Consider the following 15,664-nt stretch of genomic DNA (forward strand, 5'->3'; position numbering starts at 1 on the left):
AGACCCCGGGCGATCCGACTACTTGATCGCGTTCGCGAGCTCCTGGTCGGTCTGCTGCAGTGCCTCGGCGGCCTTGTTCAGGTAGGTCGACATGCCCTCGAGGCCCTCGATGGTCTTCGTCGCGCCGTCGTTGAACTCCTGGTAGGAGCTGCCGAAGGCGACCGAGGACTGGTCGGTCACGTAGCCACCGGTGATGAGCGAGTCGACCAGCGACTTCAGCTCACGCAGCTTCGAGGTGATGTCCTGCTCACCGTTCACGAGTCGGGTCGCGGCGTCCTGCATCTCGCCGTAGGTCACGTTCAAGTTGGGCATGTGCGTGCTCCTGGTCTCGGGATTCGTTCGCCTCCGGTACTGGAGGCCGTGACGAACGTACCGAGCTGTCCACCCCGGGACGAGGTGGTTCGGAGCATGTTCACCGACCGTTCCACGAGCGGACGCGACCCGCGGGAACGACGGAAGGCGGGCCTCCCGACTGGGAGACCCGTCTTCCGACGGAACGGACGCTGCCTTACTTGGCGGCGACCACGTTCAGGGAGATCGTCGCGACGATGTCCTCGCGCAGACGCACGGTGGCCTCGTGGTCACCGACGGTCTTGATGGTCGCAGGGACCTCGACCTTGCGCTTGTCGAGCGAGCCGACGCCCTGGGCCTCGACGGCCGAGGCGACGTCCGCGGGACGCACGGAGCCGAAGAGACGGCCGTCCTGGCCGGCCTTGACGGTCAGCTGGATGGTCGCGTTCTCGAGCTTCATCTTGAGGTCCTGTGCCTCTTCGATGGTGGCGAGCTCGCGTGCAACACGGCCGGCGCGGATGGCCTCGACCTGCTTCTCGCCGCCCTTGGACCACGCGACAGCGAAGCCCTGGGGGATGAGGTAGTTGCGGGCGTAGCCGTTCTTGACGTCGACGACGTCACCGGCGGAACCGAGGCCGGAGACCTCGTGGGTGAGGATGAGCTTCGACATGTGTCGACCCCCGATCAGCGGCCGGAGCCAGCGTAGGGGAGGAGCGCCATCTCACGGGCGTTCTTCACGGCACGGGCGATGAGACGCTGCTCCTGGACGGAGACACCGGTGATGCGACGGGCGCGGATCTTCCCACGCTCCGAGATGAACTTGCGAAGGGTCGCAACGTCCTTGTAGTCGATGACACCGACCTTGATGGACTTCGCGGGAGCGGCGTTCTTGCCGCCCTTCCCGCGAGGCTTGCGGCGGTCGCCGCTGCTCTTTCCAGCCATTGTGTTTTTTCCTTAGGAGAAGAAGTAGTTGTTCGTCCGCTGAGGGATCAGAACGGGGTCTCGTCGTCGTAGGTGCCACCGGGGGTCGACCACACGTCGTTCCCCTGTGCCCCACCACCCTGCTGGCCACCCTGCGGCGACCACGGCTCGTCGGAGCGTCCACCGCCGGCACCAGCGTTGCCGCTGCCACCGCCGTTGCCGCCACCGGCGTTGCCACCGAAGTTGCCGCCGCCACCGGAACCGCCGCCGACCTGTCCACGACCGCCGCCACTGCCACCCGCTGCACGGGTGATCTGGGCGGTCGCGTACCGGAGCGACGGGCCGATCTCGTCGACCTCGAGCTCGATGCTCGTACGCTGCTGGCCCTCACGGTCCTGGTACGAGCGCTGACGGAGACGGCCCTGCACGATGACGCGCGAGCCCTTCGTCAGCGACCCCGCGACGTGCTCGGCGAATTCGCGCCACACACTCGCGCGGAGGAACAGCGCGTCGCCGTCCTTCCACTCGTTCGCCTGACGGTCGAACGTGCGAGGGGTGGAGGCGATGGTGAAGTTCGCCACAGCGAGCCCGTTCTGCGTGTAGCGCAGCTCGGGGTCAGCAGTGAGGTTCCCCACCACCGTGATGACGGTTTCGCCGGCCATCGGTTACTCGGCGCTCGCGGTCGCGGGAGCCGGCGCAGCGGCTGCCGAAGCGGCCTTGCGGGCGGCACGGGCCTCGTCGCGCTGCTTCTGGGCGGCAACCTGTGCCATGCCCTCTTCGGCGCGGAGGACCTTGGTGCGGAGCACGGCCTCGGAGAGACCGAGCTGGCGGTCCAGCTCCTTGGCGGAGTCGGCGGACGACGTGAAGTTCACGACGGCGTAGATGCCCTCGGTCTTCTTCGCGATCTCGTACGCAAGCCGGCGACGGCCCCATACGTCCACGTTGTCGACGGTGCCACCGTCGTTGCGGATGACCGCGAGGAACTTGTCCAGGCTGGGAGCGACGGTGCGCTCATCGATCTCGGGGTCGAGGATCGCCATCAGTTCGTACTGGTGCATGCGGAACCCACCTCCTTTGGTCTCGAACGGCTCCGGGCGGTTCCCGGAACAGGAGGGTTGATGCATGTGTGCCGATGCGCAGGTGCGCGGGCACAACCCCGCAAGCCTACCTGACGGCCTGGAGGCCCGCTACCGGTGTGTGGAGACCGCGCGACACCGGTGTTCGTCGGTCACGCCGCGTCGTTCCGCGGTTCCGCAGGAAGACACCGGTGTCGTGCGCTCACTGCCCGCCAGGCGGCCGCCTCCACGGACGGGAGGCACGGGTCAGGCCGGGCGCGACGCCCACCAGGTGCGGAGGCGCTCCTCGGCGACCTCGGCCCCGAGGGGGCCCTCGTCCATCCGGGCCTCCAGCAGGAACCGGTAGGCGTCCCCCACGGCACGGCCCGGCGGGATGTCGAGGATCCGCATGATGTCGTCGCCGGTCAGGTCGGGCCGGATCGAGTCCAGCTCCTCTTGGTCGGCGAGCACGGCGATGCGGGCCTCGAGGTCGTCGTACGCGAACGCGAGTCGGTCGGCCTTGCGGCGGTTCCTCGTGGTGACGTCGGAGCGCGTGAGTTCGTGGAGCCGCTCGAGCTGCGGTCCGGCGTCCCGCACGTAGCGACGGACGGCCGAGTCGGTCCAGGCGCCGTCGGTGTACCCGAAGAAGCGGAGGTGCAGCTCGATGAGTCGACTGACCGCGGCGATGGTGTCGTTGTCGAACCGCAGGGCCCGCAGCCGCTTCTTCGCGAGCTTCGACCCGACCAGGTCGTGGTGGTGGAAGCTCACGGCACCGGCGGGCTCGAGCTTCCGGGTCGCCGGCTTGCCGATGTCGTGCAGGAGCGCCGCGAGCCGCAGCACGGTGTCGGGAGCGTCGCCGGCGTGCCGCTCGTGCTCGTGGCCGATCGCCTGGGTCAGCACCGTGAGGGAGTGCTCGTACACGTCCTTGTGGTGGTGGTGCTCGTCGATCTCGAGCCGCATCGCCGGCAGCTCCGGCAGGAAGAGCTCGGCGAGCCCGGTGTCGACGAGCAGCCGGATGCCGGGCACGGGGTCGTCGGTGTCGAGCAGCTTGACGAGTTCGTCACGGACGCGCTCGGCGGAGACGATCTCGATGGACGGGGCCAGTTCCGTCATCGCCTGCTCGACCTCGTCGGACACCGTGAAGCCGAGCTGCGAGGTGAACCGTGCCGCACGCATCATCCGCAGCGGGTCGTCGCGGAAGGACACGGTGGCGGACTGCGGCGTGCGCAGGCGTCCGGCGAGCAGGTCCTCGACCCCGCCGTGCACGTCGACGAGCTCCCGCGCGGGGAGTCGGAGGGCCATCGCGTTGACCGTGAAGTCGCGACGCAGCAGGTCGTCCTCGATGGTGTCGCCGAACGCCACCTCGGGCTTCCGGGTCTCGCCGTCGTAGACGTCGCTGCGGTAGGTGGTGATCTCGACCTGCTCGCCCTGCACCCGGGCGGCGATCGTGCCGAACTGGCGGCCGACGTCCCAGGTGGCGCTCGCGATGGGCTCCACGATCCGGAGCACGTCGTCGGGCCTGGCGTCCGTCGTGAAGTCGAGGTCGGTCACCGGTCGGCCGAGGAAGGCGTCCCGCACCGGCCCGCCGACCAGCGCGAGTTCGTGACCGGCCGCAGCGAACGCGCGCGCCAGTGCCGCGACGGGCGCGGTGGCGGCGAGTGCGTCGAGTCGTTCGACGGCCTGGGCTACGGACTGCATGACGTCCTCGATCATCCCAGATGGACGCCGCGGGTTGTCCACACCCCTGGCGCGCACGCGAGGCTCTCATGGTCGTGCCTCATACACTCGTCGAGGTCCGAACCGATCACGGGCCCCACCGCATGCACATTCTCCGCTCCTCGCTCGCCGCCGCCGCGACCGCCCTCGTCGCCCTCGGTCTCGTCGTCACGCCCGCGTCGGTGACCCCGGCGCAGGCGGCCACCGAACCGACCACGACGACCCGGGTGGCGGACCCCGCTGCCGGCGACGACGGGAAGGCCAGCGTCGAGGTCGTCCCGGCGGACCACGGCGTGTTGCGCCCGGACGAGCCCCTCTCGCTGACGGTCACGGTGACCAACGACACCGACGCCGACCTGCCGACGGGCACCGCGGAGTTCGGCATCTACCGGCAGTACGCGGGCACGCGCGACGTCCTGACCGACTGGTTCAAGGAAACCAGCACGACCGGTTACCCCGGCGCACCGATGGGCTCGGTGGACGTCCCGGTGGTCCCGGCGCACCGATCGGTCACCCTGAGTGACGTCGAGCTCATCCCGGGCAACGTGGCCCTCGGTGGGTACCCGTCCTTCGGTGCGCGGCGCATCTCCGCGGACTACACGGCCGGGTCGACGTCCGCCATCGACCGCACCGCGATCACCTGGTACCCGAACTACGAGCAGACCCCGGTCGGGGTGTCCGTCGCGATGCCGGTCACCATGCCCGCGAACGCCGGCGGGCTGATCCCCGCCGGTGACCTCGCCGCGGCCACCGCGGTCGACGGCACCCTGTCGCAGCAACTCGACGCCGCACAGGACCACAACGTCGCGCTCGGCATCGACCCGCGCATCATCGCGTCCATCCGCATCCTCGGGGAGAACGCTCCGTCATCCGCGATCGCCTGGCTCGACCGCCTCGAGCGGATGCGCAACGAGACCTTCGCGCTGTCCTGGGCCGACGCCGACGTCACCGGGCTTCGGCAGGCCGGGTCCGACGAGATCCTCGCGCCGATCTCCCTCGACCAGTCCGTCAACGCCGACAACTTCCCGGGCGCCAGCACGCCGAGCCCCACCGGCACGCCGAGCACCACCGGAACGCCGACGCCCGGGGCGAGCGACACCCCCGCGCCCACCCCGTCCGTCGCCCCGAGCGACGACGCCACCGCGGCCCCGGGCACCCCGACGGACACCACCCTCCCGACCACGGCGTCCCTGCTCGACTTCCCGTACACGATGTCCTCCGTCGCCTGGCCGACCGAGGGCACCGTCGCGACCGACGACCTCCCCGCCCTGCGGAAGGCCGGCACGACGTCCACCATCGTCGCGAGCGGCAACACCTCGGCCGGCGGGGACACCACGATCGCAGCGTCGGAGAAGATCGGCGACGACCACGTCCTCGTGTCCGACCAGGGCATGTCAGCGCTCCTCCGTGACGCCGCCACGGCCACCACGCAGCGCGCCTGGTCGAGCGCCATGAGCGAGCTCACCGCGACGCTGGCCACCGCCTCCCGTCAGGGCAGCACGAGCAGCCCCGTCCTCCTCACCCTCGGCCGCTCCTGGCCGACGGACTCCACGCGTCTCAGCGAGGCACTCGACGTCCTCGAGAGCACCGCGTGGGTCTCGCCCGCCGACCTCTCCACCACCGCAGCGGCGACGCCCGGCTCGCTCACCCTCGCCAGTGCCTCCGACGACGACGCCCGCCTCGACCAGCTGCAGCGCGTCGTCCGCTCCGCACACGACCTGACCGACTTCGCCTCCGCGGTCGCCGACCCGGCCCAGCTCACCGCCCCCGCCCGCCTGGCGGACCTGGCCGCGGCCTCCAACGCCTGGCGGTCCGACCAGGACGGCCTGGTCGCCGCCGTCGACGCCCGGGTCGCCAAGACCGACAAGGTCGTGTCGAGCGTCGGCATCCTCAACGGCAGCAGCATCCTGCTCCTGGGGGACCGGTCCTCGCTGCCCATCTCGATCCGGAACCGGTCGGCGTACCCGATCACCGTGTTCCTGACGGTCCAGCCGTCGAACTCCTTCCTGCGCATCGAGAAGAACGCGGTCAAGGTCACGGTGCAGCCGGACTCCTCGAACCGCGTCACGTTCCCGGTGACCTCGGTCGCCAACGGCAAGGTCGAGCTGACCATGGCCCTCACGACGGCCGCCGGCGTCCGCATCGCCGACCCCGAGGTCGTCGAGATCAACGTGCAGGCCCAGTGGGAGAGCGTGATCACGGCAGCCGCGGCCATCGCGGTCGTGCTCATCTTCGGCCTGGGGATCTTCCGCAACGTCCGCCGCCGACTCCGTCGCCGCCGCAACGGCGAGCCCGACGAGCCGCGCGAGGACCCGAACCGGCTGTTCGTCGCGGATGCGCCAGGAGCGGAGCCGTCAGGAGCAGACGCATCCGGAGCCGACGCGTCCGGAGCGGACGACCGGACAGGAGGCCCCGAGCACGTCCCCGGGACCGCCACCGCCCTCGCCACGGCCGGCTCCACCGCCACCCTCGCCGAGGACGGCGGCGACCGTCTCGACGCCGCGATCCACCGTGCCGGAGCCGTGTCGAGCCTCCAGGCCGACGACAGCCGCACCGACCAGCCACAGGAGACGACGATCAGCACCCCCCAGCCCCAGCCGTCGGCCGCAGCGCCCGTCGCCCAGCGCAGCCTGGGTCGGGCGAGCGCCATGCTCGCCGCGGGGACGATGATCTCGCGCGTGCTCGGCTTCGCGAAGACGTTCGTGCTCGCGTACGCCATCGGGCAGACGCACTCCCCGGCAGCCGACGCCTTCGCGGTGTCGAACCAGATCCCGAACAACATCTACGCGCTCATCGCCGGCGGCCTGCTCTCCGCCGTGCTGATCCCGCAGATCGTCCGCTCGATGAAGCAGAACGCCGACGGCGGCGTCTCCTACGTCAACAAGATCGTCACCCTCGGGGCCACGGCGTTCCTCGTCATCACGGTCGTGGCGACGGTCATCGCCCCCGTGCTCGTGCGCCTGTACGCGTCACAGGCCACGGACGGCAAGGGCTTCTCGCCCGAGCAGACCGACCTGGCCGTGGCGCTCGCGTTCTGGTGCCTGCCGCAGATCCTCTTCTACGCGCTGTACTCGCTCCTCGGTGAGGTCCTCAACGCCAAGCAGGTCTTCGGGCCGTTCACCTGGGCACCGCTGATCAACAACGTGATCGCGATCGCCGGCCTCATCGTGTTCATCGCCCTGTTCGGCGGCCGCGTGGAGAACTCCGGCGTCGACACCTGGACCCCGATGAAGATCGCCGTGCTCGCCGGCAGCGCGTCGCTCGGCGTGCTGGCGCAGGCCGCCTTCCTGCCGCTCTTCTGGCGTCGCGCGGGCCTGACCTTCCGACCCGACTTCCGCTGGCGTGGAGTGGGCCTCAAGGCCACCGGGACGGCCGCGGGGTGGCTGTTCGCGATGATCCTCGTCACGCAGCTCGCCGGCATCGTGCAGTCCCGCGTGGCGTCCCTCGGCACCGGCAGCGCGGGGAACGCGGTGCTGCAGAACGCGTGGCTGCTGTTCATGCTGCCGCACTCGATCATCACGGTGTCGATCGCGACCGCGTACTTCACGCGGATGACGCACGACGCCGAGCGCGGCGACCTGGACTCCGTCCGGCGCAACCTGTCCCTGTCGCTCCGGATCGTCGGGCTGTTCACGGTCTTCTCGTCCGTGGCGCTCATCGTCGTCGCGGTGCCGTTCGGCCGGATGTTCGCGCGGGACTTCGAGGGCGCGCTGTCCATCGGTGCCGTGCTGCTGGCCTACATGCCCGGCCTGGTGCTGTTCAGCATGCTCTTCATCATCCAGCGGGTGTTCTGGGCCATGCACGACCACCGCACCCCGTTCCTCATGCAGCTCGTGCAGTCCGGGCTCTTCGTCGTCGGGGCCCTCGCCGTCACCACGCTCCCCGGCAGCGCCATCGGCGTCGGGGTGGCTGCGTGCACGACGCTCGCCGGCACCGCGCAGACGATCGTCGCTCTCGTGCTGGTCCGCCGCCGCCTCGGTGGCATGGAGGGCGCCGTCGTCACCCGCTCCCACGTGCAGTTCGTGATCGCCGCGCTGCTCGCCGGCGTCGCCGGGCTGCTCGTCGCGAACTTCTTCGGCACGTTCTCGGCCGACGGCTTCGCGATGGCGGACTTCACCAGCGCGGCCATCACGGTGGTGCTCTCCGGCGCGGTCATGGTCGTCGTCTACTTCCTCGCCCTGGTCGTCGCGAAGAACGGCGAGATCGCGAACGCCGTCCGCCTGCTGCGCTCCCGCCTCGGACGCTGACGACCCACCACCCGCGCCGGACCTGTCCGTTCACCGGCCGTGTGGAATGCCCCACGGCTAGCATTGGTTGACCCGGTCAGTACGCAACGGAAGGGCAACCAGGCATGCGCCAGCTCATCATCATCGGTTCCGGCCCGGCCGGGTTCACGGCAGGCATCTACGCCGCTCGAGCCCAGCTCAAGCCGCTCATCGTCGCGTCCAGCGTCGAGACGGGCGGCGAGCTCACGAAGACGACCGAGGTCGAGAACTTCCCGGGCTTCCCCGAGGGCATCCAGGGCCCCGACCTCATGATCAAGATGCAGGAACAGGCCGAGCGCTTCGGCGCCGAGGTCCTGTACGACGACGCCGTCTCCGTGGAGCTCACCGGCGACGTCAAGCGCGTCACGGTCGGCTCCGGCGAGACGTACGAGGCCCTCGCGGTCATCTACGCCACCGGCTCGGCCTACCGCCAGCTCGGCCTGCCGGACGAGGAACGCCTGTCCGGCCACGGCGTCTCGTGGTGCGCGACCTGCGACGGCTTCTTCTTCCGCCAGAAGAACATCGCCGTGGTCGGCGGTGGCGACTCCGCGATGGAGGAAGCGACCTTCCTGACCCGCTTCGCCGACAAGGTGACGGTCATCCACCGCAAGGACACCCTGCGCGCGTCGAAGATCATGCAGGACCGCGCGATGAACGACCCGAAGATCGAGTTCGCGTGGAACAAGGAGGTCGTCGGGATCTCCGGTGCCTCCGCGGTCGAGGGCGTCACGCTCAAGGACACCGTCACCGGTGAGACTTCCGAGCTCGCGCTCGACGGCCTGTTCATCGCGATCGGCAACGACCCCCGCGTGCACCTGGTCCACCAGCAGCTGCAGCTCGCCCCCGAGGGCACCATCGCCGTCGAGGGCCGCACCTCCCGTGCCGTCGGCGTCCCCGGCGTCTTCGTCGCGGGCGACGTGCTCGACCACACCTACCGTCAGGCCATCACGGCCGCGGGTTCGGGTGCCGTCGCGGCGCTCGACGCCGAGAAGTACCTCGCCGACCTCGACGACCACGTCACGGCCGACGTCGACGGCGACGTCCCGGTCGAGCCCGTCACCATCTCCGCGTAGGGAATGCGGCGACAGACGTCGCCGTTCCACCCACCGAACGACTTCTCGAAGGAGTACACATGTCCAACGCCAAGGCAGTCACCGACGCCACCTTCTCGGACGAGGTCCTCAAGTCCGACAAGACGATCCTCGTCGACTTCTGGGCAGAGTGGTGCGGCCCGTGTCGCGCGGTCTCGCCGATCCTCGACCAGATCGCCGAAGAGCACGCCGGCAAGATCGAGATCGTCAAGCTCAACGTCGACGACAACCCCCAGTCGGCCATGAACTACCAGATCACCTCCATCCCCGCGATGAAGGTCTTCAAGGGCGGCGAGGTCGTCAAGACCGTCATCGGCGCCAAGCCGAAGCCGGCTCTCGAGGCCGACCTGGCCGAGTTCCTCGCGTAGGGACTCCCGCACGCTCGGACGCCCCGTCCTCCATTCCATCGGAGGGCGGGGCGTTCGTCTGTCCGGCCCGGTGTCGGACGCGAGTCTCGTCCGCAGCGGTCCACGTGTTCAGGATCGGCCTGCGACACACTCCCGGGGTTCGCGGACTCCATGTCGTACTGTGGCGGGACGCCTCGAACGGAGAACCGATGACGAACGGCAACAGCCTCGACCCCTGGTACGACTCCTACGCCCAGCGCACGGCTGGTCTGAGCGCCTCCGAGGTACGAGCCCTGTTCGCCGTCGCCTCCCGGCCCGAAGTGGTCTCCCTGGCCGGCGGCATGCCGTACGTCTCCGCGCTCCCGCGTGAGCTCGTCACGGGCTCCCTGGACCGCGTCATGGCCGAGGACGCCGCCATGGCGCTCCAGTACGGCAGCGGACAGGGCCTGCGGTCGCTCCGCGAGCACATCGTCGACGTGATGTCCCTGGAGGGCATCCGTGCCAGCGCCGAGGACGTCGTGGTCACCACGGGGTCCCAGCACGCGCTCGACCTCGTCACGCGCCTGTTCATCGACCCGGGTGACGTCGTGCTGGCAGAGTCGCCGTCCTACGTCGGCGCGATCGGGGTGTTCCGGTCGTACCAGGCCGAGACCGTCCACGTGACGACCGACGAGAACGGTCTGGTCCCCGAGGCACTCCGCGAGACCATCGCGAACCTGCGGGCCGCGGGCAAGCGGATGAAGTTCCTCTACACGATCCCGAACTTCCACAACCCGGCCGGTGTCACGATGAGCCGCGAGCGCCGCATCGAGATCCTCGACATCTGTCGCTCGAACGGCATCCTCGTGCTCGAGGACAACCCGTACGGCCTGCTCTGGTTCGACGAGCCGGCACCCCAGGCGATCCGCTCCATCGACGACGAGGGCGTGGTGTACCTCGGGTCGTTCTCGAAGACGCTCGCTCCGGGCTTCCGCGTCGGCTGGGCCCTCGCGCCGCACGCCATCCGCGAGAAGCTCGTGCTCGCCAACGAGTCTGCCGTGCTCGCGCCGAACTCCTTCGGCCAGTACGTCGTCAACGCCTACCTCGACGCCGCCGACTGGCGCGGGCAGATCGACACCTTCCGTGGCATCTACGCCGAACGTCGCGACGCCATGTTCCAGGCCCTGGGGGAGTTCCTGCCCGACCTGAGCTGGACACGTCCGAACGGTGGCTTCTTCGTCTGGCTGACCCTGCCGGAGTCGCTCGACTCCAAGGGGATGCTCCCGCGTGCCGTGAAGGAGCTCGTGGCGTACACCCCGGGCACCGCCTTCTACGCCGATGGCCGCGGCGGACACAACATCCGCCTGTCCTTCTGCTACCCGACCCCGGAGCAGATCCGCGTCGGCGTCAAGCGCCTGGCCAACGTCGTCAACGACGAGCTCGAGCTCGTCGAGACCTTCGGTCCCACGACGCGCTCCACCAGCACCGCTCGTCAGACGTCCTCGGTGAGTGCCCCGCCGCCGAACATCTCCTGACCAGCACTTTCCGTCGAACACCGCAGTACCGGAGGTCTCCGCAATGGCCGAGCTCACTCGCCGCCACGTCGTCGTCGTCGCCGGGGGCATCTCCCACGAGCGGGACGTCTCCCTCCGATCCGGACGCCGCGTCGCCGACTCGTTGACCGGGTACGGCTGGCAAGTCGACCTCCGCGACGCCGACGCATCGCTCCTGCCGGCGCTGGCGGCCACCCGCCCGGACGTCGTGTGGCCGGCACTGCACGGCGCCTCTGGTGAGGACGGCGCGCTTCGCGGCATCCTGGAGGCCCTGGACATCCCGTTCGTCGGCTCACGGTCGACGTCGGCCCGGTTGGCCTGGGACAAGCCCACTGCCTCGGCACTGGTCGCCAGGACCGGCGTGAAGACACCGCGGTCGGTGACGCTGTCCCACGATGTGTTCCGCGAGCTCGGTGCCGTCGGCGTCCTCAAGAGCATCGCTGGGGAGCACCCCGTGCCGCTCGCGGTGAAGCCTGCACGGGGCGGCAGCGCCCAGGGTGTCACGCTCGTCGAGGACGTGGACGACCTCCCCCGAGCCATGGTCACCGCGTACACCTACTGCGACGACGTGGTGGTGGAGCAGCTGATCCGTGGGACGGAGGTCGCCGTCGGGATCATCGACACCGGGGACGGCCCTGTCGCCCTCGCGCCGGTCGAGATCGTGCCGAAGAACGGCTTCTACGGGTTCGAGGCCCGGTACAACGCAGGGGAGACCACGTTCTACACGCCGGCTCGGTTGTCGGCAGACTTCGGTGCCGCAGCTTCGGCCGCGGCTGTGGCGGCACACGGGGCCCTGGGCCTGCGACACATCTCGCGTGTGGACCTCATCATCGACAACGCCGGCACCCCGTGGTTCCTCGAGGCCAACGTGCTTCCGGGCCTCACGGAGACGTCCCTCGTCCCGCAGGCCCTGTCCGCGTCGGGATTCGACCTCGGGTGGACCTACGCCGAGCTGGCCGAACAGGCCATCCGCGACCACCAGGCCTGAGCGATGCCCTCCAGGCGCAGTGTTCCACGTGGAACACTGCGCCTGTTGTCGTTCTCGACCCTGTTCGGTCTCGCCCTCCTGACCTGGGCAGAGCTGGTCCATCAACGTGCCTCTCGGCGCGGGTACCCGGACAGCCCGGCTTCGAAGACCGCGCACGCGAGCGGCGGTGTCGTCGTCGTCCTCGGGATCGCCAATCGCGGGCATGACGCCAACGTCATCAACCGGTGGCGCGCGCGCATGGCTCTCCGCTCGGTCCCGGCTGGCACCAGCACGACGATCATCGCGAGTGGGGGAGCGGTACGCGGGAGCATCCCGGAAGCGACGCTGCTCGCTCGACACCTCCGCCATGACCTCGGCTGGAATGGGCCCCTCCACGAAGAGACCACGAGCCGCTCCACGTGGGAGAACATCCAGAACGTGACCCCGCTGCTTGAGGACGCCCAGTGGATCGTGCTTGTGTCGAACAGCCTGCACGCGGAGAAGGCGCGGATGTACCTCCGCCGCCAGCGCCCTGACCTCGCGGCTCGGCTGGTCCCTGGAAGGGACTACCGACTGGGTGAGATGACGCTGTTCAAACCGGTACTCGCGGTCGTCGGAATCTTCAAACTGCGGTCGCTCCGCTGACCCCGGCCGGCGCCTGTTCGGAGCGGTGTTTCACGTGGAACATCACGATCGCACGGCCAGGGGGCTTTTCCTTGTAGGAGGAGGCAGGTTACAGTGCCCTGCGCCGCTCTGAGAGCCGTTCCTGTCGTGGGGTAGATGCGGAGCTGCGCGGGGCGCCTTCGTCCCGCAGAGAGCCGTCTAACGCCCGCTGAGGGGACGTTCCACGTGGAACGGCGACTCAGGAGCCGAGGTCTGCTGCGCCGAGCTCCTCGAGGATGCGATTGAGGTCGGCCGCGTTCGCGAAGTCGATCGTGACACGACCCTTCCGTGCACCCACCGCGATCCGCACGCGCGTGTTGAGCCGATCGCCCAGTCGCTCGGCAACGTCGGAGAAGTGCGCCTCCCGCTTGTTGGGCTGCACCGGGGCCTTCTTCGGCGATCCCTGTGCGAGCTGCTGCGCGAGCGCCTCGGCCTGACGCACGGACAGGTCCTCGTTGACGATCTTCTCGGCCAGGTACTCCATCGCCTCGGCGTCGGGCGCCGCGAGGATCGCACGAGCGTGGCCGGCGGAGAGCACACCAGCAGCAACGCGACGCTGCACGGGGGAGGGGAGTCGCAGCAGTCGGATGGTGTTCGTGATCTGCGGCCGTGAACGCCCGATCCGCTGCGCGAGTTCCTCCTGCGTGATGCCGAAGTCGGCGAGCAGCTGCTGGTAGGCCGACGCTTCTTCCAGCGCGTTGAGGTTCGCACGGTGCAGGTTCTCGAGCAGAGCGTCGCGGAGCATCGCGTCGTCCGGAGTGTCCTTGACGATCGCGGGGATCGTCGCGAGCCCGAGCTCCTTGGTTGCACGAAGACGCCGCTCACCCATGATGAGCTCGTACTGCGGCTCCGTTCCCGAAGCACCTTCGAGCGGCCGCACCACGATGGGCTGCAGCACGCCGATCTCGCGGATCGAGTGCACGAGCTCCTGCAGCTCTTCCTCGCGGAACTCCTTGCGCGGCTGCTGACCGTTCGGCACGATGTCGAGCGGGTTGAGGTTGGCCAGTCGTGCACCGGGCACCGCAAGCAGGTCCTCCGCCGTGGCGCCGTCAGCCAACGCGGCTGCCGAGCCCGTGCCGCCCGTGGGGAAGAACACGTCCACCGGGCGGTCCTGCTGATCCGCGGCGGTCGGGATCAGAGCGCCGATGCCTCGGCCGAGTCCGGTGCGCTTGGGTGCCATCAGTGCTTTGCTCCTCGTGCTGCGATCTCCGCCGCCGCTTCCAGGTAGGACAACGACCCGGAGGAGTTGATGTCGTAGGCCACGACGCTCTGGCCGTAGCTCGGTGCCTCGCTCACGCGCACCGATCGGGGGATCATGGCCTTGAGGACCTGCTCGCCGAAGTGCTCGCGGACGTCCGCGGCGACCTGGTTCGCGAGGTTGGTCCGGCCGTCGTACATCGTGAGCAGGATCGTCGACACGCTGAGGTTCGGGTTCAGGTGTCGCTCGATCAGCTCGATGTTCCGCAGCAACTGGCTGAGCCCCTCGAGTGCGTAGTACTCGCACTGGATCGGGATCAGGACTTCCTTCGCAGCGACGAAGGCGTTGATCGTCAGCAGGCCGAGGGACGGCGGGCAGTCGATGAAGACGTAGTGGTACGGGTCGTCGAGCGACTCGAGGTACTGGTCCAGAGCCGTACGCAGACGCTGTTCGCGGGCGACGAGCGACACGAGTTCGATCTCAGCGCCCGCGAGGTGGATCGTCGCCGGCACACACCAGAGGTTCTCGGACTCGGGGGAGCGCTGCACGGCATCGGCGATCGGCGCTTCGTCCACGATGACGTCGTAGATGCTCGTGACGTCAGCCTGGTGGTTGACGCCCATCGCCGTCGACGCATTGCCCTGCGGGTCGAGGTCGATGACCAGGACGCGGGCTCCTCCGCGAGCCAGGGCTGCTGCGAGGTTGACCGTGGTGGTGGTCTTGCCGACGCCGCCCTTCTGGTTGGACACCGTCAGGATGCGGGTCTTGTCCGGCAGCGGGAACTGTTCGGACGCGATCGCTCGGCGACGTCGGGTCAGATCAGCGATCTCACGAGCGAGCGGTGTCGACGCGTCGTAGTCGGTCGATGAACTCAACGAGTGCCTCTTCCCCGGTTCGATGTTTCACGTGGAACGCGGGGCGCTGCACACGATCCCGGAGGACCTCAGCGCCGCGCGGCGTCAGTCAACTGTAGCCCGGAAGACGCGTGTGGTTTCCTCGACCACACCGACTCCGAGCTCGAGGACTTCGACGTTCTCGAGTCGCTTGCGGAGGATCACCTTCCGAGCTGCGGCAACTTCGTCGTCGACGCGCGCGCCCTTCATGAGGATGAGCTCCCCGCCGGAACGGACGAGCGGCACGGTGATGGGGATGAGCTTCGACAGGGCGCTCACCGCACGAGCGGTGACCTGGTCGAGCACCAGCTCGTCCGACACGTCCTCGGCCCGCGCGCGGAGCACCGAGACGTTCTCTAGGCCCAGTCGCGCGGCCTCGGCGGTGAGCCACTCGACACGGCGTTCCATGGGCTCGATGAGCGTGAAGGTGACGTCCGGGCGCGCGATCGCCAGCACCAGGCCCGGCAGGCCCGCTCCCGAACCGACGTCGCCGACGTGTCCGCCGGCAGTGAGCAGTGGCGCAAGCAACGCAGAGTTGAGGATGTGTCGCGTCCAAAGCCGGGGGAGTTCCAGCGGGCCGATCAGGCCGAGTTCCTCACCGCGGCGTGCAAGCTCGTTCGTGAAGGACCGCGCGACGTCGATGCGGTCGCCGAACAGCGTCTGCGCTGCCGCTGGCTCGGCTTCCAGCACCGGAGGCTCGCTGACGTCCGTCGACACCACGCCAG

The 15,664-nt window shown here is 69.2% G+C and carries 15 protein-coding genes; 6 read left to right on the forward strand and 9 right to left on the reverse strand.

What is annotated here, in order from left to right:
- Window positions 1-18: 18 nt before the first annotated feature.
- From ITJ68_RS01410 to ITJ68_RS01435, 6 genes are all read right to left on the reverse strand, one after another.
- The gene (locus ITJ68_RS01410) at window positions 19-312 is read right to left on the reverse strand and encodes a WXG100 family type VII secretion target (protein WP_071278485.1); all 294 of its coding nucleotides are present in this window, start codon (window positions 310-312) and stop codon (window positions 19-21) included.
- A 196-nt stretch (window positions 313-508) separates the two neighbouring features.
- Window positions 509-961 (reverse strand): 50S ribosomal protein L9, encoded by a 453-nt coding sequence (rplI, locus tag ITJ68_RS01415; protein ID WP_071278494.1) that lies wholly within the window; start codon window positions 959-961, stop codon window positions 509-511.
- A 14-nt stretch (window positions 962-975) separates the two neighbouring features.
- Window positions 976-1,233 carry a 30S ribosomal protein S18 gene (rpsR, locus tag ITJ68_RS01420; protein ID WP_071278496.1) on the reverse strand — a complete coding sequence of 86 codons (258 nt, stop codon included), beginning with the start codon at window positions 1,231-1,233 and terminating at the stop codon, window positions 976-978.
- A 47-nt stretch (window positions 1,234-1,280) separates the two neighbouring features.
- Window positions 1,281-1,874, reverse strand: coding sequence for a single-stranded DNA-binding protein (locus tag ITJ68_RS01425; protein WP_071278498.1), 594 nt, complete (start codon window positions 1,872-1,874; stop codon window positions 1,281-1,283).
- A 3-nt stretch (window positions 1,875-1,877) separates the two neighbouring features.
- Window positions 1,878-2,270 carry a 30S ribosomal protein S6 gene (gene rpsF, locus ITJ68_RS01430; RefSeq protein ID WP_071278500.1) on the reverse strand — a complete coding sequence of 131 codons (393 nt, stop codon included), beginning with the start codon at window positions 2,268-2,270 and terminating at the stop codon, window positions 1,878-1,880.
- A 264-nt stretch (window positions 2,271-2,534) separates the two neighbouring features.
- Window positions 2,535-3,965 (reverse strand): CCA tRNA nucleotidyltransferase, encoded by a 1,431-nt coding sequence (locus ITJ68_RS01435; protein ID WP_194659582.1) that lies wholly within the window; start codon window positions 3,963-3,965, stop codon window positions 2,535-2,537.
- Window positions 3,966-4,087: 122 nt separating this feature from the next.
- On the opposite strand from ITJ68_RS01435, the gene ITJ68_RS18885 reads away from it, so the two are divergent.
- From ITJ68_RS18885 to ITJ68_RS01465, 6 genes are all read left to right on the forward strand, one after another.
- Window positions 4,088-8,230 (forward strand): DUF6049 family protein, encoded by a 4,143-nt coding sequence (locus ITJ68_RS18885; RefSeq protein ID WP_228504435.1) that lies wholly within the window; start codon window positions 4,088-4,090, stop codon window positions 8,228-8,230.
- A 104-nt stretch (window positions 8,231-8,334) separates the two neighbouring features.
- A complete protein-coding gene (gene trxB, locus ITJ68_RS01445) occupies window positions 8,335-9,321 on the forward strand; it encodes a thioredoxin-disulfide reductase (RefSeq protein ID WP_194659583.1) in 987 nt (328 codons plus the stop codon).
- 59 nt (window positions 9,322-9,380) lie between these two features.
- Window positions 9,381-9,707 carry a thioredoxin gene (trxA, locus tag ITJ68_RS01450; RefSeq protein WP_017887828.1) on the forward strand — a complete coding sequence of 109 codons (327 nt, stop codon included), beginning with the start codon at window positions 9,381-9,383 and terminating at the stop codon, window positions 9,705-9,707.
- A 188-nt stretch (window positions 9,708-9,895) separates the two neighbouring features.
- Window positions 9,896-11,200: a PLP-dependent aminotransferase family protein gene (locus tag ITJ68_RS01455; protein WP_194659584.1), complete on the forward strand. Its 1,305-nt coding sequence runs from the start codon at window positions 9,896-9,898 to the stop codon at window positions 11,198-11,200.
- Window positions 11,201-11,243: 43 nt separating this feature from the next.
- Window positions 11,244-12,206, forward strand: a complete 963-nt coding sequence (locus ITJ68_RS01460; RefSeq protein ID WP_194659585.1) for a D-alanine--D-alanine ligase family protein — start codon at window positions 11,244-11,246, stop codon at window positions 12,204-12,206.
- 45 nt (window positions 12,207-12,251) lie between these two features.
- Window positions 12,252-12,830: a YdcF family protein gene (locus ITJ68_RS01465; RefSeq protein ID WP_228504436.1), complete on the forward strand. Its 579-nt coding sequence runs from the start codon at window positions 12,252-12,254 to the stop codon at window positions 12,828-12,830.
- Window positions 12,831-13,047: 217 nt separating this feature from the next.
- Here ITJ68_RS01465 and ITJ68_RS01470 read toward each other — a convergent pair whose 3' ends face one another.
- The 3 genes from ITJ68_RS01470 to rsmG form a co-directional block, all read right to left on the reverse strand.
- Window positions 13,048-14,028 (reverse strand): ParB/RepB/Spo0J family partition protein, encoded by a 981-nt coding sequence (locus tag ITJ68_RS01470; protein WP_194659587.1) that lies wholly within the window; start codon window positions 14,026-14,028, stop codon window positions 13,048-13,050.
- The gene (locus ITJ68_RS01475) at window positions 14,028-14,921 is read right to left on the reverse strand and encodes a ParA family protein (RefSeq protein WP_323743178.1); all 894 of its coding nucleotides are present in this window, start codon (window positions 14,919-14,921) and stop codon (window positions 14,028-14,030) included. The genes ITJ68_RS01470 and ITJ68_RS01475 overlap by 1 nt, the downstream gene beginning before the upstream one ends.
- 84 nt (window positions 14,922-15,005) lie before the next feature.
- Window positions 15,006-15,659 carry a 16S rRNA (guanine(527)-N(7))-methyltransferase RsmG gene (gene rsmG / locus ITJ68_RS01480; protein WP_268095852.1) on the reverse strand — a complete coding sequence of 218 codons (654 nt, stop codon included), beginning with the start codon at window positions 15,657-15,659 and terminating at the stop codon, window positions 15,006-15,008.
- Window positions 15,660-15,664: the final 5 nt, after the last annotated feature.

The sequence above is a fragment of the Curtobacterium sp. VKM Ac-1395 genome (assembly GCF_015350975.1).
In the GTDB taxonomy this organism is placed as follows: domain Bacteria; phylum Actinomycetota; class Actinomycetes; order Actinomycetales; family Microbacteriaceae; genus Curtobacterium.

What these genes read in the sequence shown, in the direction of transcription:
- ITJ68_RS01425 (WP_071278498.1), bottom strand. Translation starts at nt 1,874, where the DNA reads ATGGCCGGCGAAACCGTCATCACGGTGGTGGGGAACCTCACTGCTGAC.
- trxB (WP_194659583.1), top strand. Translation starts at nt 8,335, where the DNA reads ATGCGCCAGCTCATCATCATCGGTTCCGGCCCGGCCGGGTTCACGGCA.
- ITJ68_RS01460 (WP_194659585.1), top strand. Translation starts at nt 11,244, where the DNA reads ATGGCCGAGCTCACTCGCCGCCACGTCGTCGTCGTCGCCGGGGGCATC.
- ITJ68_RS18885 (WP_228504435.1), top strand. Translation starts at nt 4,088, where the DNA reads ATGCACATTCTCCGCTCCTCGCTCGCCGCCGCCGCGACCGCCCTCGTC.
- ITJ68_RS01455 (WP_194659584.1), top strand. Translation starts at nt 9,896, where the DNA reads ATGACGAACGGCAACAGCCTCGACCCCTGGTACGACTCCTACGCCCAG.
- rpsF (WP_071278500.1), bottom strand. Translation starts at nt 2,270, where the DNA reads ATGCACCAGTACGAACTGATGGCGATCCTCGACCCCGAGATCGATGAG.
- rpsR (WP_071278496.1), bottom strand. Translation starts at nt 1,233, where the DNA reads ATGGCTGGAAAGAGCAGCGGCGACCGCCGCAAGCCTCGCGGGAAGGGC.
- ITJ68_RS01410 (WP_071278485.1), bottom strand. Translation starts at nt 312, where the DNA reads ATGCCCAACTTGAACGTGACCTACGGCGAGATGCAGGACGCCGCGACC.
- rplI (WP_071278494.1), bottom strand. Translation starts at nt 961, where the DNA reads ATGTCGAAGCTCATCCTCACCCACGAGGTCTCCGGCCTCGGTTCCGCC.
- trxA (WP_017887828.1), top strand. Translation starts at nt 9,381, where the DNA reads ATGTCCAACGCCAAGGCAGTCACCGACGCCACCTTCTCGGACGAGGTC.
- ITJ68_RS01470 (WP_194659587.1), bottom strand. Translation starts at nt 14,028, where the DNA reads ATGGCACCCAAGCGCACCGGACTCGGCCGAGGCATCGGCGCTCTGATC.
- ITJ68_RS01435 (WP_194659582.1), bottom strand. Translation starts at nt 3,965, where the DNA reads ATGCAGTCCGTAGCCCAGGCCGTCGAACGACTCGACGCACTCGCCGCC.